We start from the raw sequence: 14,139 nt of genomic DNA on the forward strand, positions 1-14,139 counted from the left end.
TTCTAATACTGTCCATGTTTTAAATGTTTCTTTCACTGTTAACCCTAGGTATTCTTTTACCATCCAAAAACCAGCATCGTTTACGTGTGAAAACATAAGTGCTCCTGCACCTGTTGCAATGACGAGTAATTCTAAATTCACACCTGTCGTATTTTCAACGATTGGCGAAACGATACCCGCTGCTGTTGTTAATGCGACTGTCGCTGATCCTGTCGCAATTCGAATTAATCCAGCTACCATAAATGCTAATACAATTGGAGATAGAGCTAAATGCTCAGACATTTGAGCAATAGCATTACCTACGCCACTATCGATAAGAATTTGCTTAAATCCGCCGCCAGCACCAATAATCGCAACAATAGAGCCGATTGGTAATAAGCTATCTTCTGTTACCTTCTTAATAGCCTTTTTATCGATACCTTGACGAAATCCAAGAAAATAGAAAGCTGCAAAACATGCAATCAATAGCGCAATTATAGGACTACCGATTAATGTGATAATCTTCATTAAAGTATTAGAAAGAGGCACATAAGGAGCTGCTGCAGCTAAAACCATTAACATAACAGGTAACAATATAACTAAAAATGAAACTCCTATTCCTGGTAATTTCGTTGATTTTGTATTTACACGAATCAATTCTGGCTCATTTTCAGGAATTACACGTTTGTGAATCCATTTAGCGAATATAGGACCTGCAATAACCGCTGCAAAAAATGTAATAATGAGTGAATACAATAGTACCTTCCCAAGATTCGCTTTATAAATACCAATTGCAACGATTGCCCCTGGATGCGGAGGAACAAGGCCGTGTACGACAGATAACCCAGCAATTGCTGGTAATGCTATCAATAAAATATTTTGTCTCGTTGTTTTATGAATAGAAATTACTAACGGCAATAATATTAAAATGCCTACTTCAAAAAACACCGGAATTCCAATAATAAAACCTGCAATTAACATCGCCCATGGTAAGTTTTTTATTCCAAAGGATTTAATAAAGAACTCTGCCACCTGCATTCCAGCACCTGACTCTGCCATCATTTTCCCTAGAATTGTACCTAATACTAAAATACCTACTAAATGCCCGAGAACACTTCCGACTCCCGTTTCATAAGCGCTCACTATTTTATCCATTGGCATTCCAGACATAATTGCTAAAAACAAACTTGCAATCGTTAAACTAATAAACGCATGCCATCTCCACCACGATACTCCTAAAATAACAATTACAATTGATAATAATGTAATCATTAAAAGGTACATATTCATACTCAGTTCCACCCCTTTATGTAAACCCTTTCAAAAATGCTATACAATTAAGAGAACCTATATAGTTCTTTCATGAGTAAGAATTTATATATCGATATACAAATTATCTTCACAAAATAATAATTTATACAAAAAGAATCTCCCTTATCAGAGATACACGTTAACTACTCTCTCTAATAAGGGGATTTCTCTTTAATAATTATAATGTTATTGTGATACATGCTTCATGCGAGCAAATTTTCCTTCTTCAAAAGTGAATGACACTTTCTTCTCTTACTGTTTTCACGTAGTAAGACTCCTAACTCAGGATCCAAGTTAAACGATGAAGTTACCTAGGAATCTGTCCTCTCATGAAAAGCAATTTTCGGAAAGCCTCCTTCACTTTCATATATTATAATTTAGGTGCTTTCGCCCAATCTGCAGCGAACTTTTCAATACCTTGATCTGTTAATGGATGCATAGCAAGTTGTTCAATTACTTTATAAGGGATTGTTGCAATGTGAGCACCTGCCATCGCTACACGAGTTACATGATCTGGGTGTCTGACAGAAGCTGCAATAATTTGTGTATCTAATTGATGAATATCGAATAGCTCAGCAATTTTCGCAACTAAGAGCACACCATCTTCAGAAATATCATCTAAACGTCCTAAAAATGGAGAAACGTACGTTGCACCTGCTCGAGCTGCTAAAAGTGCTTGGTTCACCGTGAAGATAAGTGTGACGTTCGTTTTCACACCTTTTTCAGTAAGATAGCGACAAGCTTCTAATCCTGCTAGCGTCATTGGAAGTTTTATCGTGACGTTTTTATCGCCACCGTTAATTTTAATTAATTCTTCTGCTTGAGCAATCATTTCTTCAGCTGTAACAGCATCTGGCGTTACTTCTGCCGAAACAGACTCAACTTTAGGTACTGCCTGACAAATTTCTGCGATACGGTCTTCAAACTTAACGCCCTCTTTTGCTACTAAAGAAGGATTCGTTGTAACACCAGCTAAAACTCCAAGTTTATATGCTTTTTTTATGTCCTCAAGATTTGCAGTATCAATAAAAAATTTCATGATCAATTCCCTCCAGTTTTTAAACGTTGATGAGTTACATGTTTAATATGCTTATCCCGTAAAAGCCCGATTGGTGTGGAATAAAGCCCCTACTTATTAAAGTGTCACTTTATTTCTTTTCTACAGCATGTCCGCCAAATTCATTGCGCAGAGCTGCTACTACTTTTCCTGTAAATGTATCATTGTCTAATGAGCGATAGCGCATTAATAACGACATTGCGATAACAGGAGTTGCTGTTTGAAGATCTAATGCTGTTTCTACTGTCCATTTTCCTTCACCAGAAGAATGCATAACACCCTTAATTTCATCCAGTTTTGCATCTTTAGAAAATGCATTTTCTGTTAATTCCATTAGCCATGAACGGATTACTGAACCGTTGTTCCATACTTTTGATACTTTTTCATAATCGTAGTCAAATTCACTTTTCTCTAGGATCTCAAATCCTTCACCAATAGCAGCCATCATACCGTATTCAATTCCGTTGTGAACCATTTTTAAGAAGTGACCACTACCAGCTTTTCCGGCATATAAGAATCCATTTTCTACAGCAGTATCGCGGAAGATAGGTTCAACGATGTCCCAAGCTTCTTGATCTCCTCCGATCATGTAACAAGCACCATTACGAGCGCCTTCCATTCCGCCAGAAGTTCCTGCATCCATAAAGTGAATGCCATCTTTCTTTAATTGCTCATATCGGCGAATAGACTCTTTATAATGTGAATTACCCGCTTCAATTAAAATATCTCCTTTTGAAAGCAATGGTGTAACCTCATCAATAACAGAATCAACAACAGCGTGTGGTACCATTACCCAAAGAATTCTTGGTGATTGTAATGACTGAACAAGTTCACTTAAACTAGATGTACCTGTTGCCCCATACTCTTTCATTTCTTCTACTGCGCTCGTATTTAAATCAAATGCTGCTACCTCGTGTTTATGATCCATTAAATTTTTCCCTAAATTTAATCCCATTTTACCTAAACCAATTAATCCTACTTGCATAATATAATTCCTCCTCAAATCATCTTTTATTAAAAATCCATATCACTACGATTTTGAATACCTTTCAGCACTGATAAGTTGATCTGTCCAGAAAGGTATTCACAGTCATAGCTTAAGAATTCAATACATTTTTTGTAATTTGAACAACATTTTCTGTCGTAAATCCAAATAGATTCATGACTTCAGCCCCAGTTCCTGAAGCTCCAAATGTTTCAATCGATAATATTTTTCCTTCTTGTCCTACATAACGCTCCCAACCGAGAGAGACACCCATCTCAAGAGATACTCGTTTCGTTACAGAAGACGGAAGAACGGATTCTTTATATTCTTTCGATTGGTGATCGAATAGCTCCCAGCTTGGCATTGCAACGATACGAACAGAGACATTGTCTTCTTCTAGTTTCGCTTTTGCACTAGCAGCTAAGGATACTTCAGAACCTGTCGCAATTAAAATCACATCCGGATTTTCATTCGTTTGTGCTAATACGTAAGCGCCTTTAGAAAGATTCTCTATGTTCGCTTTCGTTTCATGAAACACCGGTAAATTTTGACGGCTGAGTACTAAAACGACTGGACCATCCGTTTGCTGTAAAGCATAAGCCCACGCACTTGCTGTTTCATTTGCATCTGATGGGCGGATAACTGTTAAACCAGGAATTGCCCGAAGAGCTGCTAAATGTTCAATAGGTTCATGCGTTGGACCATCTTCTCCTACAGCAATCGAATCATGTGTAAATACGTACGTAACAGGTAACTTTTGCAATGCAGCGAGTCGAATAGATGGACGAAGGTAATCATTAAATACAAAGAATGTACTCACGAACGGTTTTACTCCTCCATGAAGTGCCAGTCCATTCGCTGCCGCGCCCATTGCATGTTCACGTACACCGAAATATATATTTCGGCCAGCATACGATTCTACCGCATACACTACTTCACCTTTTATATCTGTCATCGTAGAATGAGAAAGATCTGCACTTCCACCGAAAATAGAAGGAATCGATTTCACATAATGATTAATAGCTTCCCCACTTGCAACACGAGTTGAAATCGTTTTTTCAGTATCGAAGGATAAAATGTCTTTCGCTTCGATTAAAACTTCACCTGTAATCGCTTTTTCTAATTCATCTGCTAGTGCAGGGTTTGACTCTCTGTATAAGTTGAACTGCTCATTCCAGCCATGTTCTTTTTCAATACCTTTTTGTTTCAGTTCATTAAAATGAGCTGTTACTTCTTCAGGTACAAAAAAGTCTTCTTCATAATGCCAACCATACACTTGTTTTGTCGCTGTCGCTTCTTCTAATCCAAGCGGGTTACCATGTGCTTTGTTCGTTCCAGCAACTTTTGGACTTCCGTAACCTATAATGGTTCTAATTTCTATAAGAGTAGGTTGGTCCGTATTGTCTTTCGCTAATTGAATCGCTTTTGTAATCGCATCAACATCGTTTCCATCTTCAACTCTTACATATTGCCAATGTGCAGATTCTACCCTTTTCTGCATATCTTCAGAGAAAGCAATGTTTAATTCACCATCAAGTGAAATTTCATTTGAATCATACAGCACAATTAACTTGCCAAGTTTCATATGTCCTGCCATTGACATCGCTTCATAAGCGACACCTTCCATTAAATCACCGTCTCCAACTAAAGCGTACGTATTGTGATCTATAATAGAGTGACCATCCTTATTAAACTTCGCTGCTAAATGCGCTTCTGCCATTGACATTCCGACAGCATTGGCAATCCCTTGCCCTAACGGTCCTGTAGTTGCTTCAACTCCTGAAGTGTGACCAAACTCAGGATGTCCTGGCGTTTTACTATTTAATTTTCTGAAGTTTTTCAAGTCATCAATTGAAACGTCATATCCAGCTAAATGAAGTAGGCTATATAATAAGCTAGATCCATGTCCCGCCGATAAAACGAAGCGATCACGGTTAAACCATTTTGGATGATTAGGATTATGATTTAAATGATTCGCCCATAATGCATAAGCCATTGGCGCTGCTCCCATCGGAAGACCTGGATGACCTGAATTTGCCGCATTAATAGCATCAATTGATAACGTACGAATTGTATTCACTGCTAATTGATTTATGTTTTGTGTCATAGTAATCGTCCCCCTAAATGCTTTCATGAAAGAAAGTACTTATTTTTTCGTTTCTTGATCTAACCACCATTTAAATTCACTTTCTTGCAATAGTTCATTAGACGCATCTGGACCATATGAACCCGACTCATATTCATGAAGTGGTAATAAGTTTTCTTCGAATGCTTCAAGAATTGGTTGTACCCATTCCCATGACAATTCAACTTCTCTCCAATGTGCAAAGAATGTAGCATCTCCACTCACAGCATCATGAATGAGTCTTTCATACGCTTCAGGTACTCCCACATCCGCTTGCTCACAAGTAAAGTTAATACGCATCGGTTCAATTTCTCCATTTTTCAATGGATTTTTACTATTTAACTGTAATGAAACGTTCTCACCTGGGCTAATTTCAATTATTAACAAGTTAGGTGCTGCATTTGGATTACTATCTTGATATTGCTGTTTTAACGTATTTTTAAATTCGATTACAATACGAGTAGACTTTTCTTTCATTCGTTTGCCTGTTCGTATATAAAAGGGAACGCCAGTCCAAAATGGATTATCGATCCACAAGCGAGCAGCAACAAATGTGTCTATGTTAGAAGAAGGATTTACTCCTGGCTCCTCTTTATATGCTACAACTTGTTGACCGTTTATCTCACCTGCACCATATTGTCCGCGAATGATATGGTTTTGAACGTCTTCTTTTTTCACTTTACGAAGCGTCTCCATTACCTTTCGCTTTTCCTCTCGAATTTCACATGCATTAACCTTTTCCGGCAAATTCATAGCAGTCATCATTAATATTTGTAACATATGATTTTGAACCATATCTCGAATGGCTCCTGCCTGATCATAATATCCTGCCCTTTCTTCAACCCCAACTGTTTCACTCGCTGTGATTTGTACATTCGCTATATGTTCTTTATTCCAAATCGATTGGAGAACAGGATTTGCAAATTCTAGTGCTTCAAGGTTTTGAATCATCGGCTTACCTAAATAATGATCAATACGGTATATCTCGTCTTCTTCAAACGTGCGACTAAGCTTATCATTCAGCTCACGAGCAGATGTAAGGTCGTGCCCGAACGGTTTCTCAATCATTAGGCGTTTCCATCCATCCGTTTTATCAAGTCCGCTTTCCTTAATATTTAAAGCGATTGTCTCGAAAAATTCAGGAGCAACGGAAAGATAGAACATTCTATTTCCTTTTATATGTAGTTCTTCTTCCCTTTCACGAACGACTTGTAATAATCTCTCATAGTCTTCCGGCTTACTCACATCTAATGGACAATAGCGAAAATTATCTAAAAAACCTTCGAGCTCTGAAGTCCCTTCTTCTCTATGACGAGAAAACGTCTCTATTGATTCTTTTATTCTTTTTTGAAAATCTACATGAGATACTTCACGTCTCCCAAGCCCGATAACAGATATTTGCTTTGGAAGCTTTTGATCTCTATATAAGTTATATAGTGCGGGGTAAATTTTGCGTTTCGCTAAGTCCCCTGTCGCTCCAAATAAAACAAAGGTCATTGATTCCAATTTCAGTCCCCCTCTTGTTGTATAATCCTGGTCAATATATTAAAAATGAATTGTACAGAAGCTCATGTTTTTATAAAAAACAAAGAGTTATCAAATTCCAATTCTTTTTATACCTTTCGCCTTCTAATTGTCCCCAATATTAATAGTGGCAATTCAAAGCGTTTCTACTACAACGTACTTATTTATAGAATTTAACGAAATATTTTATATTTGATTACTTTTAGTAATTAAATAATCTTATGTCTAGTATATTAACTACATAAATTATTATCGTCAATAAATATGTCTTAAATTACATACTATTTATTTCGTAATACTTTTCTAAGTTTATCCTGAGTTACCATTCATTTTCAAAGATAATGATCGATATAATAAATATCAGTTTCATCAAAATCTTCAATTAATTTTTCGTTAAACTCGTGAACAGACGTTACATGATAACCAAAAGGCTTCTCTATAATAAAACGGTTCAATCCTTTTGTAGCCCACAATCCACTTTCCTTAATATTTAAAGCAATGACATCAAAATACTTCTGGTATAACAGATAGGTAAAACATGCGGTTTTCAGGAATGTTTAATTCTGTTTCACGTCTCTTTACAAGACGCAACAAATCTTGATAGTCCTCTATATTCGCTGTATTTAATTGACAATAACGAAATGTGCTAATAAATTCTTCTACTCCTGATTCGTCATCAGTAGCTCTTCTAGAAAATGTAGCAAGGGATTGTTCTACCTTTGTTTGAAATTCCACATCTGACATTACCCTTCTGCCAATACCGATAATCGAAATAGATTGCGGTATATGTTGATTACTAAATAGTTTGTATAAAGCAGGGTAAATTTTGCGTTTCGCTAAATCCCCTGTCGCTCCGAATAAAGTGAAACTTTAATCAGTGGGGGTTTTGTTCATCCCCACTGATTATTAGCCTTCACCAATCGGGCTTTTACGGGCAGTTGATCCCCCACCTAACTTCTTTGCTTCCGCTGAATTTTAAGGCGGGGGTCTTACTGCCCGTTAATGCGGGATAAAAGAAATGTCATTGAATCCATTTGCTATCTCCCTTTTTAAAACAATTGCTAGAAAAGAATATATTAGCTCATTCGCTACTTAGCACAACGCTCTCTCTAAATCCTCATACTTTACCAATGTTTCTTTAATACAATTTTGCCAAGAGCACGTTCTGACTCACTTATGTGGTGTGCTTTTTTTACGCCTTCTACATGTAAAGGCAACACATGCGTTACAACGGGTTTAATCTTCCCGCCCTCAATTAATTCTGTAATAAGAGAAAGTTCATATCCGTTAGGTTCAGTAAATATATGGTCACTCTCAATATTTTTCTCTCTTGATATCTCGGTTTGCGGAATTTCCATACCTTTCGGACCATAAATAGACGCTAACTTTCCATTTGGTGCAAGCACTTTATAACTATCCTTTAGTACATCTCCGCCTAACACATCAAATACAATATTGTAATTATGCAAAAGCGAAGAAAAGTCTTCCGTTTTGTAATCGACGATAGTATCAGCGCCTAGATCCTTTACAAACTGCATGTTTTTCGTACTAGTCGTAGTTGCAACATGTGCACCGAAGCTTTTCGCTAGCTGAATAGCAAACGTACCAATCCCCCCAGATCCAGCATGAATTAAAACCTTATTCCCCTTTTGAACATTAGCGAATTTCACTAAACTTTGCCAACTTGTCAAACCTACAAGAGGGATTGATGCTGCTTCCTCAAAAGATAGATTTCTCGGTTTTTTCGCCACATACTTCTCATCTACAGCCACGTACTCTGCATACGTACCATTTCGTTCAATCTCTGGACGACTATATACTTCATCCCCCACTTTACATGCTGTAACGTTCGGCCCTATAGCAGCAACTACCCCTGCAACATCCCATCCTAAAACGAGCGGGAAATCATAAGAAATTACATCTTGAAGTAAACCTTCACGTATTTTCCAATCCACGGGATTTACACCAGCTGCATATACTTCAATCAGTACATCGTTGTCTCCCAATAGCGGTGTCTGCATTTCAATTTCTTGTAGTACACTTTTATCTCCATATTGCATAAGTCCTATCGCTTTCATTCTTTTCACTCCTTTACAATGCTGGGAAATGAGGTAGCACTTCTTCTCCTAACTCATCCAATACTTCTTCAGCTGGACGTTGACCATCAAATAGAGCAAGGAATAAATGATTCACACCAATACTTTTATATATATCAAGTAATTCAATTAGCGCCTTACGTCCTGTACGGTAACCTAAACGTATCGGTGTAGGACGTTCATTTGGATCTTCAGATAAGTCTAAATGCATCGGTTGTATAAATGGTTTGAATACATTTGGATGATAATCCTCTACTAGTTCTCTCCATTGTCCAATTGCTGCCGCCTGATGCACCGGACTACGTGGGTAGTACATCCATCCATCACCATGTTCAGCGAACCAGTCCATATTTTGCTGACTAAAACCTGTAATAAAGGTTGGAACACGTTTAGACGGTTTTGGAACTAAATTCGCTCCATTCACTCCTCCTAGCGTCGACTGGATAGACGGGAAGTTTTTATACAAAATCTCTTCCAAGTAAGCAAACGCTTCTCTAAACTTTTCACCTCGTGTTTCATGACTAACACCTAACGCCTTGAAATCGGCACGTCTGTCACCTGATGAAACGCCGAGCATAATTCTTTCTGGAAACAGTTCATCCAATGTCGCAATTTCTTTCGCTACACGCAATGGATGGCGAAGTGACAATACAGTTGCCGATGTTCCGAATGCGATTTTCTCTGTTTTGCTTGCTAAATACGTTAAATAAATCATCATATCGTAAATTTGACCTGTTGCAGGATCTCCAAAGTCAGGGTCTTGCAGCAAAACATCACGAAGCCATACGCCTGTAAAACCATATTGTTCCGCTTTTTGCACTAACTCTACTTGTTTTTCCATCGTTGGCGCATGAAACTGATAATTTTCAATCGGAATGTGAACTCCTAATGTAAGTTGATCTTTCGCAAACATACGATTATATCCAAAATGATTCGCAAACTTTTCCATGTGTTTCACTCACTTTCCTTCATTCATATAAATCTATACTTTTCATATTTCTTCTCAAAATTGATAGGCAATACTGTAACACCACATTGTCGCCGATTGTAATCGTTATAACTTTCTTTGTGCTACGAGTGTTATTATAAATCGGTCATAACATGAATAACAGTACGTACTTTAAAGTGATGTAGGCACTTTTAAGTACCTATACTACATGCTTGCTTATCACTTTCAGCACTAATTCATGCTACACAAAATAACAATTCCCTTTCCTTCAGCAACTTCCAAAGTTGCTTTTGCATGTGCGCTACACTATTTCATGCAATCTCCTTCTCTTTATAAAAATTCCTCAAACAAAATGATTGACTTGGAGTTAACTTCAAGTCATACACTTGTAGTGAAAGGAGTGTAATTACAAATGAACGATATATTCACAATATCAGATGTTGCAAAGAAAACAGGATTAAGTACAGATACAATTAGATACTACGAAAAAATTAACCTTCTTCCCCCAGCTAATAGAAATGGGAATAATAATAGGCAATATGTTCAATTAGATATCGATCGAATACTTTTCATTAATCATCTAAAAAGAACACAAATGCCATTAAATAAAATACAAGAATATATGAAATTTTCACGAGAAAAAAACGATGAAGCTTGCAAAACAATACTTGAGGAACATCAAAAACAAATCACAATACAACTAACGAATTTGCAAGCAACTTTAGATATTATAAATTATAAAATTACTCACTTTGAGCGTATAAAAACAGGGAAAGTTAATGAAGGAACGGAGATGGAGTTACACAATGAACAATAATAATGAAAACACAATTCAAAAACCAATTTATTCTGGATTCGGCGCAAGAACTACCGCTAAAGAGGCTCTAGGTGGAAAAGATTTAAGCGGAAAGATAGCTATTGTAACTGGAGGATATTCAGGATTAGGACTTGAAATCACGCGCGTACTTGCGGAAGCTGGCGCTACAGTTATCGTACCAGCCAGAAGAATAGAACAAGCTCAAGAAGCTACTGCAAATATTCCGCGGGTGGAATTGGAAAAACTAGATCTTATTGATCCTGATTCTATAGATGCTTTTGCAAATAGATTTCTTAGTACTGGACGTCCACTACATATTTTAGTAAACGGCGCAGGAATAATGGCTAACCCATTAAAACGCGATGTACGAGGATATGAATCCCAGTTCGCAACAAATCATTTAGGTCATTTCCAATTAACAGCAAGACTTTGGCCCGCTTTAGTTAAAGCAAATGGAGCAAGAGTTGTATCAGTTAGTTCGCGCGGTCATCGTATTTGTGGTGTTGATTATAACGATCCAAACTTTACAAATCGTCATTACGACAAATGGCAAGCTTACGGACAATCCAAAACAGCAAATGCATTATTTGCGGTCGAATTAGATAAACGTGGTAAAGAATTTCATGTACGTGCATTCTCTGCCCACCCTGGAACAATCGTCACAAGTTTATCTCGAAATTTAACTGATGAAGAAATGCGTTCAATGGGAGCACTGGACGAGCATGGAAATCGAGCTTTAATAAAATACGATGAAGAATTTAAAAGTATCCCAGAAGGGGCCGCTACAATTGTATGGTGCGCCGTAAACGATCAACTTGATGACAAAGGTGGCGTGTATTGCGAAAATGTTGATATTGCAGAAGCTGTTTCTGCTGACAATCCAGAGCCATCAGGAGTTAGACCTTGGGCTAGTAATACAGACTATGCAGACATGCTTTGGGAATTAAGTGAAACGCTAACCGGCGTTCATTTTTTAACTAAATCATAATATTATACTTATTTTTTGTACTTTGCTATGCTATAACCACGAACAGGAGGTAAGGATTAATGAAAGCACAAATTATCCATTCTTTTGGAGATTCATCTGTATTTCAATTAGAAGAAGTTGCAAAACCGAAACTTTTACCTGGTCATGTTCTAATCCATGTAAAAGCAACTAGTGTAAATCCAATCGATACGAAAATGCGCAGTGGCGCTGTTTCATCAGTTGCTCCTGAATTTCCATCTATATTACACGGGGACGTCGCTGGTATTGTTATAGAAGTTGGCGAAGGTGTTTCGAAATTCAAAGCTGGCGATGAAGTATACGGGTGTGCCGGAGGTTTTAAAGAAACTGGTGGTGCACTTGCAGAGTTTATGCTTGCTGATACGCGATTAATTGCTCACAAACCTAACAATATAACAATGGAAGAAGCAGCAGCTCTACCATTAATTGCAATTACAGCTTGGGAATCTTTATTTGATCGTGCAAATATTACATCTGGTCAAAATGTACTCATTCATGGAGCTACTGGTGGCGTAGGACACGTAGCCATTCAATTAGCTAAATGGGCAGGTGCTAAAGTTTTTACAACAGCTTCTCAGCAGAAAAAAATTGAAATAGCTCATCGTCTGGGAGCTGACGTAGCTATTAATTATAAAGAAGAATCTGTTCAAGAATATGTGCAAAAACATACGAATGGCAACGGATTTGAAGTTATATTTGATACAGTAGGTGGCAAGAATCTCGATCGTTCTTTTGAAGCTGCTGCAGTCAATGGAACTGTCGTAACAATTGCAGCTCGTTCAACCCATGACCTCTCTCCTTTACACGCAAAAGGACTCTCTCTGCACGTTACTTTTATGGCGTTAAAAATATTACATACAGATAAACGTGACGCTTGTGGGGAAATTTTAAATAAACTAACGCAAATAGTAGAAGAAGGAAAACTTCGCCCATTGCTAGATTCGAAAACTTTTACGTTTGATGAAGTTGCACAAGCACATGAGTATTTGGAATCGAATAAAGCAATAGGAAAAATAGTCTTGAAAAACGTTTGGTAACTTTCACTAAATAATACAAATAACAAATATTTGTTGTTTGAAAATAACAGCGAAATTGCTTTAAATCACCTTATCTTTTTCTTAAGAGATGACACAACGCTAAACACTTTTCCTCCTTTACAACAAGTAAAAAATAACAGCCGAATTTTTCTTATAGTAGAAAAATTCGGCTGTTTTCATACCGCAATTTGCTTTTTTATTAAAATACACTACGTACTAATCCCCCGTCTATTCGCAACGCGGAACCATTAATCGCTGAGGAAAGTGGGCTACTTAAGAAAGTGACAAGATTGGCAATTTCTTCTGGTCGAATAAGTCTTTGAATAATAGAGGTTGGTCGATTCTCTTTCATAAATCGCTTCTCAGCTTCTTCTATTGTCAATTGCTCATTAGGATACAGACTATTTAACATAGTCTCCACTCCTTCCGTTAAAGTCGAACCAGGCATTATAGTATTAACAGTCACATTCGTTCCTGTCGTCAGCTCAGCTAAACTGCGAGAAAGTGAGAGTTGCATCGTTTTAGTCGCACTATAATGAGCCATTTCTTGAGATGGCATAATAGCTGCTTCGCTAGCAATAAAAATAACTCTTCCTTCTTTTCTTTCAATCATTTTTTTTAAATACGAGCGAGTAAGTCGAACACCACTCATAATATTGACTTCAAAAAATTTAAACCAATCTTCATCAGGAATATCAAAATATTCTACAGGTTCAAAAATTCCTAAGTTGTTAATAAGAATGTCTACTTCAGGGTACTTTTCAATCACATTTTGGCACCCTTGTTCTGTTCCTAAATCAGCTACTACGGGTTGAAGGATAGCATCAGGATACTGCGCTCGAATTTCTTTTATCGTTTGATTAACATTTTCTTCACGACGTCCATTAATAAGTACCGTAGCTCCTTCTGCTACTAATGAAGTGGCAATTGCTTTTCCAATCCCTGCCGTAGATCCAGTAACCAGTGCTGTTTTTCCTTTTAATTGCATATGCATATAGATCCCTCCAAATTTATGTGCTAAATGATTGACTTACGTTGGAATAAATAATTACGTTTATATTGTCATTCACTTCTCTTATCTTTAACAGAAAATAAGCAAATCCACCCTTTTTTCGAAAGAGTATAAAGTGAAACTTTAATCAGTGGGGGGTTTTTTTCATCCCCCACTGATTATTAGTTGAACCAATCGGGCTTTTACGGGCAGTTGATCCCCCACCTAACTTCTTTGCTTCCGCTGAATTTTGAGGTGGGGG

At 37.3% G+C, this 14,139-nt stretch carries 11 protein-coding genes and 1 pseudogene; 3 read left to right on the top strand and 9 right to left on the bottom strand.

What is annotated here, in order from left to right; all coding sequences use genetic code 11:
* The 8 genes and pseudogenes from gntP to JDS92_RS27290 form a co-directional block, all read right to left on the bottom strand.
* On the bottom strand, positions 1–1,269 hold a 1,269-nt coding region (gene gntP / locus JDS92_RS27255), incomplete at its 3' end, for a gluconate permease GntP (protein ID WP_199632837.1).
* A 391-nt stretch (positions 1,270–1,660) separates the two neighbouring features.
* Positions 1,661–2,329: a fructose-6-phosphate aldolase gene (gene fsa / locus JDS92_RS27260; RefSeq protein WP_000667688.1), complete on the bottom strand. Its 669-nt coding sequence runs from the start codon at positions 2,327–2,329 to the stop codon at positions 1,661–1,663.
* Positions 2,330–2,438: 109 nt separating this feature from the next.
* Positions 2,439–3,332, bottom strand: a complete 894-nt coding sequence (gnd, locus tag JDS92_RS27265) for a phosphogluconate dehydrogenase (NAD(+)-dependent, decarboxylating) (RefSeq protein WP_001195919.1) — start codon at positions 3,330–3,332, stop codon at positions 2,439–2,441.
* 112 nt (positions 3,333–3,444) lie between these two features.
* Positions 3,445–5,439, bottom strand: a complete 1,995-nt coding sequence (tkt, locus tag JDS92_RS27270; RefSeq protein ID WP_199632838.1) for a transketolase — start codon at positions 5,437–5,439, stop codon at positions 3,445–3,447.
* Positions 5,440–5,478: 39 nt separating this feature from the next.
* Positions 5,479–6,963 carry a glucose-6-phosphate dehydrogenase gene (gene zwf, locus JDS92_RS27275; protein WP_000445347.1) on the bottom strand — a complete coding sequence of 495 codons (1,485 nt, stop codon included), beginning with the start codon at positions 6,961–6,963 and terminating at the stop codon, positions 5,479–5,481.
* 350 nt (positions 6,964–7,313) lie between these two features.
* A pseudogene (locus JDS92_RS27280) lies at positions 7,314–7,806 on the bottom strand (glucose-6-phosphate dehydrogenase).
* Positions 7,807–8,105: 299 nt separating this feature from the next.
* Positions 8,106–9,059: an NADP-dependent oxidoreductase gene (locus JDS92_RS27285; protein WP_097959644.1), complete on the bottom strand. Its 954-nt coding sequence runs from the start codon at positions 9,057–9,059 to the stop codon at positions 8,106–8,108.
* A gap of 13 nt (positions 9,060–9,072) precedes the next feature.
* Positions 9,073–10,026 carry an LLM class oxidoreductase gene (locus JDS92_RS27290; RefSeq protein WP_097959672.1) on the bottom strand — a complete coding sequence of 318 codons (954 nt, stop codon included), beginning with the start codon at positions 10,024–10,026 and terminating at the stop codon, positions 9,073–9,075.
* Between the two features lie 412 nt (positions 10,027–10,438).
* On the opposite strand from JDS92_RS27290, the gene JDS92_RS27295 reads away from it, so the two are divergent.
* From JDS92_RS27295 to JDS92_RS27305, 3 genes are read left to right on the top strand one after another with little or no spacing between them, the layout of a single operon-like run.
* On the top strand, positions 10,439–10,843 hold the full coding sequence (locus tag JDS92_RS27295; protein WP_097959643.1) for a MerR family transcriptional regulator: 405 nt from the start codon (positions 10,439–10,441) through the stop codon (positions 10,841–10,843).
* Entirely contained in the window at positions 10,833–11,831 is a 999-nt protein-coding gene (locus JDS92_RS27300; RefSeq protein WP_199632839.1) for an oxidoreductase, read from the top strand. The genes JDS92_RS27295 and JDS92_RS27300 overlap by 11 nt, the downstream gene beginning before the upstream one ends.
* A 59-nt stretch (positions 11,832–11,890) precedes the next feature.
* Positions 11,891–12,886 carry a zinc-dependent alcohol dehydrogenase family protein gene (locus JDS92_RS27305; RefSeq protein WP_097959641.1) on the top strand — a complete coding sequence of 332 codons (996 nt, stop codon included), beginning with the start codon at positions 11,891–11,893 and terminating at the stop codon, positions 12,884–12,886.
* A gap of 199 nt (positions 12,887–13,085) precedes the next feature.
* Here JDS92_RS27305 and JDS92_RS27310 read toward each other — a convergent pair whose 3' ends face one another.
* Complete coding sequence (locus tag JDS92_RS27310) at positions 13,086–13,880, bottom strand: SDR family NAD(P)-dependent oxidoreductase (RefSeq protein ID WP_097959640.1); 795 nt, start codon at positions 13,878–13,880, stop codon at positions 13,086–13,088.
* Positions 13,881–14,139: the final 259 nt, after the last annotated feature.

The organism is Bacillus cereus group sp. N12 (assembly GCF_016483575.1).
GTDB lineage: Bacteria > Bacillota > Bacilli > Bacillales > Bacillaceae_G > Bacillus_A > Bacillus_A toyonensis.

What these genes read in the sequence shown, in the direction of transcription:
- fsa (WP_000667688.1), bottom strand. Translation starts at nt 2,329, where the DNA reads ATGAAATTTTTTATTGATACTGCAAATCTTGAGGACATAAAAAAAGCA.
- gnd (WP_001195919.1), bottom strand. Translation starts at nt 3,332, where the DNA reads ATGCAAGTAGGATTAATTGGTTTAGGTAAAATGGGATTAAATTTAGGG.
- tkt (WP_199632838.1), bottom strand. Translation starts at nt 5,439, where the DNA reads ATGACACAAAACATAAATCAATTAGCAGTGAATACAATTCGTACGTTA.
- JDS92_RS27285 (WP_097959644.1), bottom strand. Translation starts at nt 9,059, where the DNA reads ATGAAAGCGATAGGACTTATGCAATATGGAGATAAAAGTGTACTACAA.
- JDS92_RS27290 (WP_097959672.1), bottom strand. Translation starts at nt 10,026, where the DNA reads ATGGAAAAGTTTGCGAATCATTTTGGATATAATCGTATGTTTGCGAAA.
- JDS92_RS27295 (WP_097959643.1), top strand. Translation starts at nt 10,439, where the DNA reads ATGAACGATATATTCACAATATCAGATGTTGCAAAGAAAACAGGATTA.
- JDS92_RS27300 (WP_199632839.1), top strand. Translation starts at nt 10,833, where the DNA reads ATGAACAATAATAATGAAAACACAATTCAAAAACCAATTTATTCTGGA.
- JDS92_RS27305 (WP_097959641.1), top strand. Translation starts at nt 11,891, where the DNA reads ATGAAAGCACAAATTATCCATTCTTTTGGAGATTCATCTGTATTTCAA.
- JDS92_RS27310 (WP_097959640.1), bottom strand. Translation starts at nt 13,880, where the DNA reads ATGCATATGCAATTAAAAGGAAAAACAGCACTGGTTACTGGATCTACG.